13 protein-coding genes and 1 tRNA gene are annotated in these 15,288 nt (G+C 70.8%); 7 read left to right on the plus strand and 7 right to left on the minus strand.

Annotated features, from left to right (window positions below; translation table 11 throughout):
- Window position 1 precedes the first annotated feature (1 nt).
- The 3 genes from ACGFYV_RS09170 (at window position 2) to ACGFYV_RS09180 (ending at window position 4,316) form a co-directional block, all read left to right on the plus strand.
- Window positions 2-904: an exopolyphosphatase gene (locus ACGFYV_RS09170; protein WP_393877784.1), complete on the plus strand. Its 903-nt coding sequence runs from the start codon at window positions 2-4 to the stop codon at window positions 902-904.
- A 443-nt stretch (window positions 905-1,347) separates the two neighbouring features.
- Window positions 1,348-2,727: an NAD(P)/FAD-dependent oxidoreductase gene (locus tag ACGFYV_RS09175; protein ID WP_393877712.1), complete on the plus strand. Its 1,380-nt coding sequence runs from the start codon at window positions 1,348-1,350 to the stop codon at window positions 2,725-2,727.
- 299 nt (window positions 2,728-3,026) lie between these two features.
- On the plus strand, window positions 3,027-4,316 hold the full coding sequence (locus ACGFYV_RS09180; protein WP_393877713.1) for a class I SAM-dependent methyltransferase: 1,290 nt from the start codon (window positions 3,027-3,029) through the stop codon (window positions 4,314-4,316).
- Window positions 4,317-4,411: 95 nt separating this feature from the next.
- Here ACGFYV_RS09180 and ACGFYV_RS09185 read toward each other — a convergent pair whose 3' ends face one another.
- Window positions 4,412-6,940, minus strand: a complete 2,529-nt coding sequence (locus ACGFYV_RS09185) for an ABC transporter permease (RefSeq protein ID WP_393877714.1) — start codon at window positions 6,938-6,940, stop codon at window positions 4,412-4,414.
- Window positions 6,940-7,710 (minus strand): ABC transporter ATP-binding protein, encoded by a 771-nt coding sequence (locus tag ACGFYV_RS09190; protein ID WP_393877715.1) that lies wholly within the window; start codon window positions 7,708-7,710, stop codon window positions 6,940-6,942. Before ACGFYV_RS09190 ends, ACGFYV_RS09185 begins: the two co-directional genes overlap by 1 nt.
- 395 nt (window positions 7,711-8,105) lie before the next feature.
- Here ACGFYV_RS09190 and ACGFYV_RS09195 point away from each other — a divergent pair.
- Window positions 8,106-8,192, plus strand: a tRNA-Leu gene (locus tag ACGFYV_RS09195).
- 119 nt (window positions 8,193-8,311) lie between these two features.
- Here ACGFYV_RS09195 and ACGFYV_RS09200 read toward each other — a convergent pair.
- The gene (locus ACGFYV_RS09200; protein WP_393877716.1) at window positions 8,312-8,437 is read right to left on the minus strand and encodes a hypothetical protein; all 126 of its coding nucleotides are present in this window, start codon (window positions 8,435-8,437) and stop codon (window positions 8,312-8,314) included.
- 87 nt (window positions 8,438-8,524) lie between these two features.
- The gene (locus tag ACGFYV_RS09205; protein ID WP_393877717.1) at window positions 8,525-9,736 is read right to left on the minus strand and encodes a glycosyltransferase; all 1,212 of its coding nucleotides are present in this window, start codon (window positions 9,734-9,736) and stop codon (window positions 8,525-8,527) included.
- 231 nt (window positions 9,737-9,967) lie between these two features.
- On the opposite strand from ACGFYV_RS09205, the gene ACGFYV_RS09210 reads away from it, so the two are divergent.
- Entirely contained in the window at window positions 9,968-10,705 is a 738-nt protein-coding gene (locus ACGFYV_RS09210) for an ATP-grasp domain-containing protein (RefSeq protein WP_393877785.1), read from the plus strand.
- Window positions 10,706-10,921: 216 nt separating this feature from the next.
- Here the strand turns inward: ACGFYV_RS09210 and ACGFYV_RS09215 are convergent, their stop codons facing one another.
- Window positions 10,922-12,127, minus strand: a complete 1,206-nt coding sequence (locus ACGFYV_RS09215; RefSeq protein WP_393877718.1) for a cytochrome P450 — start codon at window positions 12,125-12,127, stop codon at window positions 10,922-10,924.
- 502 nt (window positions 12,128-12,629) lie between these two features.
- On the opposite strand from ACGFYV_RS09215, the gene ACGFYV_RS09220 reads away from it, so the two are divergent.
- The gene (locus ACGFYV_RS09220) at window positions 12,630-13,490 is read left to right on the plus strand and encodes a Bax inhibitor-1/YccA family protein (RefSeq protein WP_393877719.1); all 861 of its coding nucleotides are present in this window, start codon (window positions 12,630-12,632) and stop codon (window positions 13,488-13,490) included.
- 70 nt (window positions 13,491-13,560) lie between these two features.
- Here the strand turns inward: ACGFYV_RS09220 and ACGFYV_RS09225 are convergent, their stop codons facing one another.
- Window positions 13,561-13,791, minus strand: a complete 231-nt coding sequence (locus tag ACGFYV_RS09225) for a DUF4287 domain-containing protein (RefSeq protein ID WP_393877720.1) — start codon at window positions 13,789-13,791, stop codon at window positions 13,561-13,563.
- 129 nt (window positions 13,792-13,920) lie between these two features.
- Here ACGFYV_RS09225 and ACGFYV_RS09230 point away from each other — a divergent pair, with 129 nt between their 5' ends.
- Complete coding sequence (locus ACGFYV_RS09230; protein WP_393877786.1) at window positions 13,921-14,202, plus strand: hypothetical protein; 282 nt, start codon at window positions 13,921-13,923, stop codon at window positions 14,200-14,202.
- Window positions 14,203-14,245: 43 nt separating this feature from the next.
- Here ACGFYV_RS09230 and ACGFYV_RS09235 read toward each other — a convergent pair whose 3' ends face one another.
- On the minus strand, window positions 14,246-15,028 hold the full coding sequence (locus ACGFYV_RS09235; protein ID WP_393877787.1) for a hypothetical protein: 783 nt from the start codon (window positions 15,026-15,028) through the stop codon (window positions 14,246-14,248).
- Window positions 15,029-15,288: the final 260 nt, after the last annotated feature.

The following is a 15,288-nucleotide window of genomic DNA, read 5'->3' on the forward strand; positions in this document are numbered from 1 at the left end:
CATCCGCCTGCTCGTCGCCGACGTGAACCCGGCCACCGGCGAACTGCTGGAGCTGGACCGGCGTATGACGATCGTGCGGCTCGGTCAGGACGTGGACCGCACCGGCCGGCTGGCCCCCGAGGCGCTGGAGCGGACCTTCGCGGCGTGCCGTGACTACGCGGACGTCATCCGTGAACTGGGCGCCGCGAAGGTGCGGTTCGTCGCCACCTCCGCCTCCCGGGACGCCGAGAACCGGGACGAGTTCGTGCGCGGTGTCGTCGGCATCCTCGGGGTCGAGCCCGAGGTGATCAGCGGTGAGCAGGAGGCCGAGTACTCCTTCACCGGCGCCACCAAGGAACTCACCGGCCGCGAGGACCTCGCCCGGCCCTTCCTCGTCGTGGACATCGGCGGCGGCTCCACCGAGTTCGTCGTGGGCGGCGACCATGTGCGCGCCGCGCGGTCCGTGGACGTCGGCTGCGTCCGGATGACCGAACGGCATTTGGTGCGCGACGGCAAGGTCAGTGACCCGCCCACCGAGGAGCAGGTCGCCGCCATGCGGGCCGACATCGAGGCCGCTCTCGACCTCGCCGAGGAGACGGTCCCGCTGCGCGAGGCACGCACCCTGGTGGGCCTCGCCGGCTCGGTCACCACCGTGTCCGCGATCGCCCAGGAGCTGCCCGAATACGACTCCTCGCGCATCCACCACTCCCGCGTCACGCGCGAGCGTGTCCGTGAGATCACCGAGTGGCTGCTGCGCTCCACGCACGCCGAGCGCGCGGCGATCCCGTCCATGCACCCGGGCCGCGTCGACGTCATCGGCGCCGGCGCCCTCGTACTGCTCGCGATCATGGAGCGGACCGGCGCCGAGGAGGTCGTCGTCAGCGAGCACGACATCCTCGACGGGATCGCGTGGTCGGTGGCGTAGCTCTCTTTTATTACCAGCGAGTAGTCTACGGCTGAGCAGGCCGGATAACGTCTGAGCGGGACTGAGGGGCCTCCAGGGGCCCCTCGGTGACGGTCGGCCGGAAAACTTCGTGAAGTTCTTCACAAGGAATTCCGCCGCCGAGGGCGCGAAAAGGCTTCGAATGACCCCTCCAGAGGCCCCTGGGGCCTTTGAACGTGTTCAGATAGCGGGCGAAACGGGGTCTGGGGAGAGGGTGTTCGGGGCCCCTCGCGGGGTGCTCGCGAGTGCCGCCGCGACTCAGAAGGGCAGCTCACGCGGCCTTGACACCGGGTCAGAACGGTCAGGGGTTCCCGTTCGGCGGCATGACCTGTGTCACGTGGGTCGCGGAGGATAACACAGGCCCTCCCCAAGCTTGTGAAGGGGCGCACGAGCGACCCCCTGGGGGCGGGTGGATACTCGATGGCATGAGCACCACGGAGCGTCCCAGGATCCTCGTAGTAGGCGGTGGGTACGTAGGCCTGTACGCAGCTCGGCGCATTCTCAAGAAGATGCGCTACGGCGAGGCGACCGTCACGGTCGTCGACCCCCGGTCGTACATGACCTACCAGCCCTTCCTCCCCGAAGCCGCCGCCGGCAACATCTCCCCCCGGCACGTCGTCGTCCCGCTGCGACGCGTCCTGCCGAAGGCGGAGGTCCTCACCGGCCGGGTCACCACCATCGACCAGGACCGCAAGGTCGCCACGATCGCCCCGCTCGTGGGCGAGGCGTACGAGCTGCCCTTCGACTACCTGGTCATCGCGATGGGCGCGGTCTCCCGCACCTTCCCGATCCCCGGCCTCGCCGAGCAGGGCATCGGCATGAAGGGCATCGAGGAGTCCATCGGCCTGCGCAACCACGTCCTCGAGCAGCTCGACAAGGCCGACTCGACGACCGACGAGGAGATCCGCCGCAAGGCGCTCACCTTCGTCTTCATCGGCGGTGGCTTCGCGGGTGCGGAGACCATCGGCGAGGTCGAGGACATGGCCCGCGACGCGGCCAAGTACTACACCAACGTGTCCCGCGAGGACATGCGCTTCATCCTCGTCGACGCCGCGGACAAGATCCTTCCCGAGGTCGGCCCCAAGCTCGGCCAGTACGGCAAGGAGCACCTGGAGAGCCGCGGCGTGGAGATCTACCTCTCCACCTCCATGGACTCCTGCGTCGACGGTCACGTCGTGCTGAAGAACGGCCTGGAGGTCGACTCCAACACGATCGTCTGGACGGCCGGCGTCAAGCCGAACCCGGCGCTCTCCCGCTTCGGCCTGCCCCTCGGCCCGCGCGGTCACGTCGACTGCGCGCCGACCCTGCAGGTCCAGGGCACGGACTACATCTGGGCCGCCGGTGACAACGCACAGGTCCCGGACCTCGCCGCCCGCAAGGCCGGCAACGAGAACGCCTGGTGCCCGCCGAACGCCCAGCACGCGCTGCGCCAGGCCAGGGTCCTCGGCGACAACGTGATCTCCGGTCTGCGGGGCTTCCCGCAGAAGGACTACGAGCACGCCAACAAGGGCGCGGTCGCCGGTCTCGGTCTGCACAAGGGCGTCGCGATGATCGTCCTGGGCAAGACGAAGATCAAGCTCAAGGGCCGTCTCGCCTGGTACATGCACCGTGGCTACCACGGTCTGGCGATGCCGACCTGGAACCGCAAGATCCGCATCTTCGCGGACTGGACCCTGGGCATGTTCCTCAAGCGCGAGGTCGTCTCCCTGGGCGCCATGGAGAACCCCCGCGAGGAGTTCTACGAGGCCGCCAAGCCGGCGCCGGTCGCCGCCGCGAAGACCGAGGAGAAGGCCAAGGCCTCCTGACCTCAGGTCTCCTGATCTCAGGTCTCCTGACCCCGGGCCTCGGGCCGCTGACCTCAGGTCTCTGAGCCCAGGTCCCAGGTCCCAGGTCCCAGGTCCCAGGCCCCCGGTCCGCACCATCCGACCCCCCGTCGGCGATTCACCCGAAGGACCTCCCGCCATCCGTGGTGCGGGAGGTCCTTCGGCGTTGGCGGCTACGACCGCCTTTGCCAGCTGTAACGCCAACGGGGGACTGCGGCCGGGCCCCGCAGGTGTTTACGTGGTAACCGGCATCCGGGATCGTCGTCTTGGAGGTGTGCGCCATGGCCGACGCCGCGTCGCGGCTCGTGAGTGTTGCGGAGCAGTTGCTGGGAGCCCGGCTCCCGGTGCGGATCCGGGCCTGGGACGGCTCCCAGGCCGGCCCGCCGGGGGCGCCCGTGGTCGTCGTACGCAACCGGCGGGCCCTGCGCCGCATGGTGTTCAAACCGGGGGAGCTGGGCATGGCCCGCGCCTGGGTCAGCGGAGACCTGGAGGTCGAGGGCGACCTGTACTCGGTGCTCGACGCCGTGGCGGCCCAGGTCTGGGAGCGCGACGGCGACTCCCGCACCCTCGCCCAGGCACTGCGCGACGCCGGCGCACGCTCCGCCGTACGCGAGCTGCTCAAGCTGGCGGGACCGCCGATCCCGCCCGCGCCGCCGCGCGAGGAGGTCCGCAGCCGCCGTCATCTGCACACGCGGCGCAGCGACCGGCAGGCCATCAGCCACCACTACGACGTCGGCAACGACTTCTACGAGATCGTCCTCGGCCCGTCGATGGTGTACTCGTGCGCCTACTGGGAGGACGACAGCACGCTGGAGTCCGCCCAGCGCGACAAGCTCGAACTCGTCTGCGCCAAGCTCGGCCTGACGCCGGGGCAGCGGCTGCTGGACGTCGGCTGCGGCTGGGGCTCGATGGCCGTCCACGCGGCCCGCGAGCACGGGGTGAGCGTCGTCGGCGTGACCCTGTCCCAGGAGCAGGCCGCGTACGCCCGTAAGCGGGTCGCGGACGAGGGACTGACCGACCGGGTGGAGATCAGGGTCCAGGACTACCGGGACGTCACGGACGGCCCCTACGACGCGATCTCCTCCATCGGCATGGCCGAACACGTCGGCGCCGAACGCTACCTGGAGTACGCGCGCGACCTGTACGCCCTGCTGAAGCCCGGCGGCCGGCTGCTCAACCACCAGATCGCGCGCCGCCCGCAGGACGACGAATCGACTTACGAGACCGACGAGTTCATCGACTCCTACGTCTTCCCCGACGGCGAACTCGCCCCGCTCGGCAGCACGGTCACCCAGCTGGAGCGCGCCGGCTTCGAGGTGCGGGACGTGGAGTCGATCCGCGAGCACTACGCCCGCACCCTGCGCCGGTGGGTCGAGCGCCTGGAGGCCGACTGGGGCCGCGCGGCCCATCTCGCCGGCCCCGGCCGCGCCCGCGTCTGGCGCCTGTACATGGCCGCCTGCGCGCTCGCCTTCGAGCGCAACCGCATCGGCGTCAACCAGGTCCTGGCCGTCCGCACCCCGGGATCCGGCGCCTCCGGCCTCCCGCTGCGCACCCGCACCTGGAACAGCTGACGACACGAGAACCGGGGCCCGTTCCACGCATGGAACCGGGCCCCGGGGGGGTGTGCGGGGACCGGCGCCCCAGGGGGCGTGCGGCTGCCGTACGGCTACTCGGCCTTGATCGCCGCCAGCATGTTCAGCCGGGCCGCGCGCCGGGCCGGCCACAGCGCGGCCAGGACGCCGACCACCGCCGCCAGCAGCAGGAAGACGGCCATCCGGTCCCAGGGCAGGACCAGTTCGTAGGTCGCCAGCTTCGTGCCCAGCAGCTCACCGGCCGCCCAGCCGAAGAACACGCCCAGGCCGATGCCGAGCACGCCGCCGAACAGGGAGATCACCAGGGACTCCAGGCGCACCATCCGCTTGACCGCCCGGCGGTCCAGGCCGATCGCACGGAGCATGCCGATCTCCTGGGAGCGCTCGAACACCGACATGGCCAGGGTGTTGATGACCCCGAGGACCGCGACGATCACCGCCATGCCGAGCAGGCCGTAGACCATGTTCAGGATCATGGTGAACATCTTCGCGATGCCGTCGGAGATGTCCTTCTTGTCCTGGACCTGGATCGCCGGGTTGAGGCCGAGGGTCTTCTCCAGGGAGTCCCGGGCGGCGGCCGAGGTGCCGTGCGCGGTCCTGACCATGACCTGCATGTCGGCCGGGTCGCGCAGGTGCGGGGTGAGGACCTTGTTGTCGAGCATGATCCCGTTGAGCATCTCGTTGCCCTCGTAGACCCCGGCGACGGTCAGCCTCTTCGCCTTGCCGTCCTCGAAGTGGACGGTGAAGTCCGAACCGGCCCGCCAGCCGTGCTTCTTGGCCCGGTCCTTGTCCACGACCACCTTCGTGCCGCCGACCTCGAAGGCGCCGTCGTCCACCGTCAGGTCCGTCAGCTTGCCGATGGACGAGCCGTCGACGCCGGTCAGGAACTCGGTCCTGCCGTCGATACGGGAGGGGCCGTTGCGCAGCGGGCTGCTGGCGGTGACGCCGTCGGCGGTCGCGAGCTTCTTCGCGACGTCCGGGGAGAGCGGGCCGCGGTTCGCCATCGAGACCACGTAGTCCGCGCGGATCGCGGAGCTGGCCATCTTGTCGATCGCCGTCTGCAGGCTGCCCGCCATCACGGTCATGCCGGTGATCAGGGTCAGACCGATCATCAGCGCCGAGGCCGTGGCCGCCGTACGGCGCGGGTTGCGCACCGAGTTCTGGCGGGCCAGCTTGCCCGAGACACCGAACAGGCGCAGCACCGGGGCGGCGGCCGCGATCAGCGGGCGGGACAGCAGCGGCGTCAGGATGAACACGCCGATGATCAGCAGGACGGCACCCAGGCCCATCGGGCCCTGCGCGGAGTCGGTGTCCATCGTCGTGGCCGACAGGACCACCGCGACACCGGCCGCCGAGAACAGCGCGCCCAGCGTGTTGCGCAGCACCAGCGACTTGGTGGTGGCCTTGGCGTGCACGCTGCTCATCGCCGCAACCGGCGGGATCTTCGCGGCCCGGCGGCCCGGCAGCCACGCGGCCAGCACGGTGATGACGATGCCGACGGCGAGCGCGGCCACCACGGTGCCCGGCGTGATCACCAGCGGCCCGTCCGGCACGCTCGCGCCGAAGGAGCCCAGCAGCGCGCGCAGTCCGGCGCCGATGCCGATGCCGGCGGCCAGGCCGGTCACCCCGGCGACCGTGCCGACCACGAACGCCTCGATCAGCACCGAGCGGGTGACCTGCCTGCGGGAGGCGCCGACCGCCCGCAGCAGGGCCAGTTCCTTCGTGCGCTGGGCGACCAGCATGGTGAAGGTGTTGGCGATGATGAACGTGCCGACGAACAGGGCGATGCCGGCGAACACCAGCAGGGCCTGCCGCAGTCCGCTCATGCCCTCGGAGATGGCCTGGGCCTGGTCGTCGGCGAGCTTCTTGCCGGTGGTGGTCTTCACCAGGTGCGAGGGCAGCGCGGTGTCCAGCCCGGACTTGAGCGCGGCCTGGCTGGTTCCGGCCGCCGCCTTCACGTCGATCTCGTCGTACGTGCCCTTCTTGCCGAACAGGGCCTGCGCGGTCGGGGTGTCGAACAGGGCGAGGCTGCCGCCCGCGGCGACGTTGCCGTCGTCGGTGGTGAAGATGCCGCTGACGGTCGGGGTGAGGACCGGGCCGTCGACGGAGACGCGCACGGTGTCGCCGACCTTGTAGCCGGCGCGCTTCGCGGTCCCGGAGTCGATCAGGACCTCGCCCCTGCCGCTCGGCGCGTGGCCGGAGACGATCGGGTAGCGGGCGTCCTCGCTGCCCCAGTAGTTGCCGCCCTGGGACTGCCAGCCGCCGCCGATCAGCTTGCCGTCCTTGTCGGCGATGGCGGTGAAGCCGGTGACGACACCGGTGGCGGAGGCGGCGCCCGGGACCTTCGCGGCCTTGTCGAGCAGCGCCTGGGTCAGCTCGGGCCTCCGGCCGACCCTGTCGCCCTCGGACTCCTGGAACCTGGGCTGTACGGCGACGTCGACCTGGTCGAAGCCCTTGGCGGAGCTGTTCTGGTAGGCGTCGGAGAGGGTGTTGGTGAAGACGAGCGTCCCGGACACGAAGGCCACGCCGAGCATGACGGCGAGCACGGTCATCAGGAGCCGGGCCTTGTGCGCGAGGACGTTGCGCAGGGCGGTGCGGAACATCAGCTGGTACGGCCCTTCGCGTCGAACTGCTTCATCAGGTCGAGGACGGAGTCGGCGGTGGGGCCGTGTATCTCGTCGACGATGCGGCCGTCGGCCAGGAAGACGACGCGGTCCGCGTAGGCGGCGGCGACCGGGTCGTGGGTCACCATGACCACCGTCTGGCCCAGCTCGCGCACGGAGTTGCGCAGGAAGCCCAGCACCTCGGCGCCGGAACGGGAGTCGAGGTTTCCGGTCGGTTCGTCACCGAAGATGATCTCGGGCCGGGAGGCGAGGGCGCGGGCGACGGCGACGCGCTGCTGCTGGCCGCCGGACAGCTGCGCGGGCCGGTGCGAGAGCCGCCCGGACAGCCCGACCATCTCGATGACCCGGTCCAGCCACACCTTGTCCGGCTTGCGGCCCGCGATGTCCATCGGGAGGGTGATGTTCTCCAGGGCGGTCAGGGTGGGCAGCAGGTTGAACGCCTGGAAGATGAAGCCGATCTTGTCCCGGCGCAGCTTGGTGAGCTGCTTGTCCTTCAGGGAGCCCAGCTCGGTCTCACCGATCCGCACGGACCCGGAGGAGAAGGTGTCCAGGCCGGCCACGCAGTGCATCAGCGTGGACTTGCCGGAACCCGACGGGCCCATGATCGCGGTGAACTCGGCCTGCCGGAAGTCTACGGAGACCTGGTCGAGGGCGACCACCCGGGTCTCGCCCTGGCCGTAGATCTTCGACAGCTCCGTGGCGCGTGCGGCCACGGCCGTGGTCCGGCCGGCGGTGGGTGTGAGGGTCACGGGGTGGTGCTCCTGTCGGGACGACGTGTCTTCGTGGGGACAGATCCATCGTCCCGGCGGGGGACGCCCGTGGAGTCAGCCGCTGCTCCGGTTCCGGGGGGCGACTCGGGTCGGACGGGGACGGGCCGGTGTCATACCTGGGGAGGACGGGCACCCCTGACCGCCGGCGCCACCCAGAACCGGTGGACCACCCTCGTTCGGTAGGTGAAATTCCGTCATTCCGCGTACGCGCGTGAGGGCACCCCGTCACGCTATTGGCAAGTGCGTATGGCGCGTACCGTGGTCTGATGCACCCTCAGACATCAATAAAATAAGACAACATCGGCCCGTCTTCCCGGTTGGTGGGGGAAGGCACCCCGATAGGCTCGGGATCTCGAACGCGGTGCCCATGGCCTGCCCGGATGGTGGAATGCAGACACGGCGAGCTTAAACCTCGCTGCCCCTTCGCGGGCGTGCCGGTTCAAGTCCGGCTCCGGGCACCACCGCGTCTACCGAGAGTGACCGGCGAAGACGCTGCGTCGCCGCTCGTGGTTCGTCCGGAAGCGGGAACCCTGCGTCGGGCGCGGTGGGCGATGCCCTACAGGCCGCTACCAATCGCCGATCAGCGCAGCGCCCAGGGCGAGACGGATGACCGGCTGAGCGTCAACTCCACCAGCGCGGGCCGGAGGTCGGCGTCCTCGCCGTAGCGGATCACACCGCGCCGCCAGGACGAGGCCCTGGCGGTCACGCACTACAGCCGGGACAACGACAGACTCGGGGATCGCGGTGACTGGACCCGGGCCACCTCGACCGGCAGCCCGTGACCAGACCGGTCCTACGCGGCGCGGGCGGCTTCGAGGAGTACGTCGACGAGCCTTTCCGCCGCATCGGGCCGCCCGTGCCCGAGGGCGGCCTGAGCCATACGCGCACGCCGGGCCGGGTCGGTCAGCAGCGGCGCGAGCGCTGCCTGCAGCCTGTCGGCACTCACATCGCCTTCCAGGGCGACGGCAGCGCCGGACTCCTCCAGGTGCCGCGCGTTGTGCGCCTGTTCGTTGCCCGCCGACGAGGCGAGAGGAATGAACACGGCGGGCTTGCCGAGCGCGGTGAGCTCCGCGAGCGTGCCCGCTCCACTGCGGGATACGACGACGTCCGCCAGGGCGAGCACGTCCGGCAGTTCCGGGCCGATGAAGCCCGCCAGGTGGTACCGGCCGGACAGGGGGACGGGCAGGGTCGCCGCGATGCCGCGCAACTCCTCCACGTTCGCCGGACCACACTGGTGGACGATGTTCGCGCGCTCCAGCAGCCATGGGAGAGACTGGGCGACCACCGTGTTGATCTGCTGGGCGCCCTGAGCACCGCCGGTCACGTAGAGGGTGGGAAGGCGCCGGTCGAAGCCGTCCAGCCGCAGTGCGGTGACGGCCTTGTCGGCGTCGCCCGTCAGGACCTCCGGCCGGACGGGATTGCCGGTGACGACGGCTGCCGCGCGTACGTCCCGGGGCAGCAGCGGCAAGGAAGACTCCGAGGACACCGCGATCCGGGTGGCGGACCCGGCGAGCTTCCGGTTGGCCGGCCCGAGGCGAACGGTCTGCTCGTGCAGTACGAGGGGGCGTCGGCAGAGGCGGGCGGCCAGGCCCGCGGGGACGGCGACGTATCCGCCCGTGGCGAGGACGACGTCCGAGGCGAAGTCCGAGATGCGCGAACGGGCTTGAGCGACGCCGAGCGGCACGCGCGCCATGTCCTTCACGTTCGCCGGGCCCAGCATCTTCAGAGGGTTCGATGAGCGGCGGATCTTGCCGGTGGCGACGGTGGTGAACGGGATGCCCTCGGCGGGTGCGACGCGCGCCTCCAGGCCCTCGGCTGTGCCGATCCACAGGACCTCCAGGCCCCGCCCCTGGCCGGCGAGCCGGTTCCGCAGAGCGCGGATGGCGGTGAGCGCCGGGTAGGTGTGGCCGCCGGTTCCACCGCCCGTGACGACGAGGCGGAACGGCGGGTGCGTGGCGCTACTGGTCACGAGACATCCAATCTGCCTGCGGAGGGCAATGCCCATCGTGCGCTCAACGTCCGTCCATTGGAGGGACGGGCGATGAGAAGCACCCTTCCACATCCGTTCCCTGCCGCCGGCCCATCCCCGTGGTCCCGGCCTCGGGTTGAGGGAGAGGCCGGGCCCGCGAGGGGATTCCCGGCTGCGGTGGTGGGCGCGGGGGGACCAGCGTGGCGGTTTTGCGGAGCACGGGAGGGATGCGCGGTGCTGGTCATGCCTGGGCGGCGGACGTCGACGATGGAACTGCTGGCCGTCGAGGCGGCGGGCCGAGGGATGTCGGTCAGGGCGGCGGAGGAGCCCGGCCTGGCAGGCCCCGCGTACTGGTACGGCGGGCCGGTCGCGGGTGCGCGGCTGGCAGGACGGCTCGGATTCGCTCTGCTCGAACCGGCGGACGGCTGGCTCGCCGAGCTGCCGGAAAAGTTCATCGGCCGCCAGGTCCGGGAGGGGACCATCGCGGACGCATGGGCGCTCAACCGGCCGACGTTCGTCAAGCCACCCCGTGACAAGTCCTTCCCGGCCGATGTCTACACCGACGGCTCCCGGCTGTCCTCCGCCCTGGACCCGACGACACCGGTACTGCTGTCCGACGTGGTGACCTTCGCGGCCGAGTACCGGCTGTTCCTGCTGGACGGCCGGATCGCCACGGCGAGCCGGTACGCGGTGTTCGGCCGGCTCGACCCCCGCCCGCTCGGTACGGACCGTGCGGACCGGGCCACCGCCGCGCGGATCACGGAGTTCACCGACCGGCTGGTCACCGCGGCCGGGCACACGCTGCCGAGCGCCGTCGTCGTGGACGTCGGGCAACTGCTCGACCCGTACCGCACAGACCACCGCTGGGCCGTGGTGGAGGCCAACATGGCGTGGTTCTCGCACGCCTACGCCGCCGACCCGGCACGGGTGCTGGACGTGGTCCTGCGGGCGGCGGGGCCGCGCGCGCACATGCGGCCGCGAGATGTGGCGTTCGAACGGCGCTGATCCGCACTGCGCGAGCCGGGCTTCCCGGAGGCCGGCTGTCGCCCCCGTTCGGGTGCGGACGCCGGCGCGCGGCCCGTTTCCATGCTCCGGTTGCGCGAGATCCACGCCGGTTGCCGCAGGTCGGAGTGGAGCCGCAGGCCAGGGGGTGGGGTGGGGCGGGTTCGCGGGCGGCTCCGGGCACCGCCCCACCTGCGACGCGGCGGCTCAGCGCCGTTGTTACCACGCCACCGGCAGTTCCAGCGGGAAGCGCCTGATCGTCTTCGTGTCCCACTCCAGTTCCTTCTCCGGCACCGCGAGCCGGAGCCCGGGGAAGCGTTCCAGGAGTCGTCCGATGGCGACTTCGAGTTCCGCCATCGCCAGCGGGACCGCGATGCACCGGTGCCCGCCCCAGCCGAAGGTCATGTGCGGGGCGCTGGGGCGGTCGAAGTCGATGGTGTCCGGGTCCGGGTAGCGCTCCGGGTCGCGGTTGGCCGCCAGGTACGACACGTGCACGTAGTCGCCCTTGCGGATGCGGGCGCCGCCCAGTTCCAGGTCCTCCAGCGCGACCCGGGGGATGCCGACTCCCTTGCGGAACGGGATGCAGCGCAGCAGTTCGTGCAGGACGTCGGTGAGGGAATCGGGCCTGCGCCGCAGTTCCTTCATCAGCTCCGGGCGGGTCAGGAGCAGATAGACGATGTCGCTGATCTGGCAGGTCGCGGTGTCCTGGCCGCTGAGGGCCAGCATCAGCGCCATGACCGCCAGCTCCCGGTCGTCGAGCCGTTCCTTGCCCTCCCGTGCCGCGGCCATCGCGCTGATCAGGTCCGGGCCGGGGGTGACGCGGCGCTGCTCGACGAGCGTGCCGAAGTAGGCCGTCAGATCGACCTTCGCCTGTGCGGCCGCCTCCTTGTTGCCGGCGCCGACGACGAGAAGGCGCTGCACCGCCTCCTGGATGCGCTGCCAGTCCTCCCCCTCGACGCCGAGGAGGTCCAGGATGGTGTGCCGGGGGAGGGGGTCGGAGAGGTGATGGACCAGGTCGGCCGGCGCGCCCTGGCGCTCCATGTCGTCCAGCAGGCGGTCCGCGAGCCGCACGATCCGGGGCCGCATCTCCTCGACGTGCTGCTGGGTGAAGGCCTGCGAGGCGAGGCGGCGGACGCGGTTGCTGAGCGGCGGGTCCATCACGTTGACCGACTCGGGCGAGACGATGGGCTCCGGCGTCATCCGCGGGTAGTCGTGGCCGATGATGCCGGCCCGGCTCAGCCGGTTGTCGGTGGTCACCTGCTTGACGGCGTCGAAGCCGGTGATCAGCCACGCGTCCGCCGCGCCGTAGGGCAGACGGATACGGGCGGGGGAGTCACGGCGCATCAGTTCCTCGAGCGCGGGGTCGAACTCCATGGCCTCGCTGTAGTCGAACGGGCAGGTGATGGGGGTGTCTTCCGCGGTCATCGGATGGTTCCTCCCGGCATGGGTACGACGGCGGTGGCGACCACGGCCCGGCCCGGCGCATCGCCGGGCGAACCCGCCGGCAGCGCCGACGGCCCGGAGGTGGACGAAGGACAGGCGCGGCTCGTCCGTCAGGTTGTGATGGCTGACGCGATCGAAACACGCCATCCCCTCGCTCGCAGATCACGCACCGTCTCTCCCCGCCGGGTGGGCTAACTCCCTGCCCCTCCCGGGTCGCCGCCCCCTCGCGCAGGGCGGAGATCGCCCCCGCCGTGCGAGGGGCGCCACGACCGCGCCCGCAGCGAGTGACCTCGCCGAGGCTTGGACCGGGCCGCGGGTGGGATCCCGTGGGAATGAGGGGCTCCGTCGGTGGGAACAAGGCATGCGCGTAGCGTGTTGCGCAGCACAGGGCAGGGGGGAAAGATCCTCCCCAAGTACGACGCGATACTTTGCCAATACATTACTCTTGAGCCAAGGCCGCGCACGGCGGCCGTGGAGGAGTGCAATGAGGAGCAGTAACCCGGTCTTCTCGCGACGGGGGTTCAGCCGCGACAACGGCTACGCCGGCTTCAACACCGCCGCGCAGGCCGGGTACGCGCAGGGCAACCCGTACGCGCAGAACCCCTACGCCCAGAACCCGTACGGCCAGCAGGGCCTTCAGCAGGGCGCCCCGCCGCAGGCCCCGGCCGCCACCGACCGGATGACGATGGACGACGTCGTCATGCGCTCGGCCTTCACGCTCGGCACGGTCGCCGTCGGCGCCGTCCTCGCCTGGGTGCTGCTGCCGGTCTCGACGACCAGCTACGGCCTGGCCTTCGGCTCCGCGATCATCGCGATGGTCCTGGCGCTGGTGCAGAGCTTCAAGCGCACCCCGTCGCCCGCGCTGATCCTGGCCTACGCCGCCTTCGAGGGCGTCTTCCTCGGCGTCATCAGCGAGATGTACAACAGCCGATGGAGCGGCGCCCCCTTCCAGGCGGTGCTCGGCACGATGGCGGTCACCGCCGCCACCCTGCTGGTCTACAAGGCCGGCTGGATCCGCGTCACGGCCCGCTACGCCCGCATCGGCACGTCCATCGCCATCGCCTTCGTCCTGGTCATGGCGGTCAACCTGCTGCTCGTCGCGTTCGGTGTCGCCGAGAACGGCGGCCTGCGCAGCTTCGGTCCGCTCGGCGCGATCGTCGGCATCATCGCGATCGTGCTCGGCGCGTTCTTCCTGACGCTCGACTTCAAGCAGATCGAGGACGGCATCGCGTACGGCGCCCCGCGCAACGAGTCCTGGCTCGCGGCGTTCGGGCTCACACTGACCCTCGTGTGGATCTACGTCGAGATGCTGCGCCTGGTGGCGATCTTCAGCAACAACGACTAGCGGACACCCATCTCGCGCGAAGGGCCCACGGGTTGACCCGGGGGCCCTTCGTCGTCGGTGGGCGGCGGCGTCAGAGCAGCTTGCGGGCGGCCCTCCTCAGGTCGTACTCATGGATGATCGCCTTGGCGTGGCCGTACGCGAGGTCGTACTCGTGCCGGAGCCAGCTGACCTTCTCCTCGAAGCGGAACAGTGAAGGGCCTTCGTCGACGGTGCGCAGCCAGTCGGAGACTTCACGACCGGTGCAGTGCGGGATACGGGCGAGCATGTTGCGATGGGTCTCTTCGGAGAAGACTTGGGACATCGGCGCCTCCGAACGCAAAGGGGATGTAAGCCGGTCCTTCACGTCACCGTGCCTGAGCGTTCGCCGATTGGCAACAGTGCGGCACGTTACGCTCGGCGCGTGGTTGATACGACGCCCCTGATCCAAGCAGTGGAACACTTCGCCGACCGGCTGCGGGCGGCGCCGCAGAGTCGCCTGCAGCGGAGCGCGGCCGCGGAGGCGCTGGCGCTGGCACGGGATCTCTCCCGGCGGGCACAGCTGCTGGAGCAACCCGGGGCCGAGCCCCGGGAGATGCCCGACGCGGGGATGTTCGCCGTCGCCGACCAGATCACCGTGGCCGGGAACGACCTGGCGGTGGTGCTGGCGAATGAGGAACAGGTCGCGGAGGCGGTGGGGTTGGTGGAGGAGGCGCGCAAGCGGGCGGGGGTCTGAGCCACCGTCGGCTTCAGCGCCGTCGGCCTCAGCACCGTCGGCTTCAGAGCGACGCGATGACGCGGTCCGCCAGGATGTAGAGGGTGTCCGCGCCGCAGGTGAAGGTCAGGGTGTAGGCGCCGGAGACGACGGACCCGCCGAGAAGGTAGGGGGTCTCGCCCTCGCGCAGGGCCGCGGCCAGGCGCTCCGCGGTCTCGCGGTGGCCCGGGGTCATGCACAGCGTGGTGCCGTCGGCGAAGACGTAGACGTCGAGGGTGCCGAGCGGACCCGGGCGGACGTCGGCCAGTTCGACCCGGTCGCTGGAGAGCTGCTCCAGAGTGGTCACCGTGCGCTCGTGGTCGTCGACGACCGGCGACTGCACCGGGACGAAGTCGGGGTGCGAGGGGTGACGGCGGCGGGCCGCGGCCAGTTCCGGGGAGTCCCCGGCGAAATCGTCGGTCTCGGTGGCCGGCTCGGCGACCGGCTCCAGCGAGTCCAGGCCCGCGAAGTCGGACTGCCGGGGCAGGAACGGGTCGGCGTCGCCGAGGCCCAGCAGGGAGGGCGCGTCGGAGGCGTCCCGGGTCTCCTGCGCGGCCCAGAACGCGCGGGCCTCGGCCAGCTCCCGCTCGCGCTCCTCGGCCAGCGCCTCGGCCACGGCCGCGCGTATCTCCTCCGTGTCCGCGGTGGTCCGGGCGGCCGGTACCAGGGCGCGCAGGGAGGCCGCCTGGTTCTCGGCGAGCTGGGTGTGCAGCTCGGCGATCTGGCGGCGCAGCTTCAGGACGGTGCGCAGGACGGCGACGCCCACGGCGCCGGTGGCGGCCGTGGTGAGCAGCAGGGCGATGGGCATGGCGCTCACTGACGTACTCCCAGGTTCAAAGTCGACCCCCGACTTCCTACCTCAGCTTGAGGTGCTGCCTCACCATCTGTCAGTGCGTAACGTCACGAAACGGACAGGACTTTGGGCCCGTGGTTTCGTCGGGTACCGCGTGGACCTGCGCTGACCTGCGGCGATATGCCCAGTGAGGGATATAGGTCACATCCTGGGGGAGATTGGATCACAGAACGGCCCGCAACCCAGGCGTTTTCCGGGTTCCGGGCCGTCCTTCG

It is taken from the genome of Streptomyces sp. NPDC048297 (genome assembly GCF_043201585.1).
In the GTDB taxonomy this organism is placed as follows: domain Bacteria; phylum Actinomycetota; class Actinomycetes; order Streptomycetales; family Streptomycetaceae; genus Streptomyces.

What these genes read in the sequence shown, in the direction of transcription:
- ACGFYV_RS09175 (WP_393877712.1), top strand. Translation starts at nt 1,348, where the DNA reads ATGAGCACCACGGAGCGTCCCAGGATCCTCGTAGTAGGCGGTGGGTAC.
- ACGFYV_RS09180 (WP_393877713.1), top strand. Translation starts at nt 3,027, where the DNA reads ATGGCCGACGCCGCGTCGCGGCTCGTGAGTGTTGCGGAGCAGTTGCTG.
- ACGFYV_RS09185 (WP_393877714.1), bottom strand. Translation starts at nt 6,940, where the DNA reads ATGTTCCGCACCGCCCTGCGCAACGTCCTCGCGCACAAGGCCCGGCTC.
- ACGFYV_RS09205 (WP_393877717.1), bottom strand. Translation starts at nt 9,736, where the DNA reads ATGGGCATTGCCCTCCGCAGGCAGATTGGATGTCTCGTGACCAGTAGC.
- ACGFYV_RS09210 (WP_393877785.1), top strand. Translation starts at nt 9,968, where the DNA reads ATGGAACTGCTGGCCGTCGAGGCGGCGGGCCGAGGGATGTCGGTCAGG.
- ACGFYV_RS09215 (WP_393877718.1), bottom strand. Translation starts at nt 12,127, where the DNA reads ATGACCGCGGAAGACACCCCCATCACCTGCCCGTTCGACTACAGCGAG.
- ACGFYV_RS09220 (WP_393877719.1), top strand. Translation starts at nt 12,630, where the DNA reads ATGAGGAGCAGTAACCCGGTCTTCTCGCGACGGGGGTTCAGCCGCGAC.
- ACGFYV_RS09225 (WP_393877720.1), bottom strand. Translation starts at nt 13,791, where the DNA reads ATGTCCCAAGTCTTCTCCGAAGAGACCCATCGCAACATGCTCGCCCGT.
- ACGFYV_RS09235 (WP_393877787.1), bottom strand. Translation starts at nt 15,028, where the DNA reads ATGCCCATCGCCCTGCTGCTCACCACGGCCGCCACCGGCGCCGTGGGC.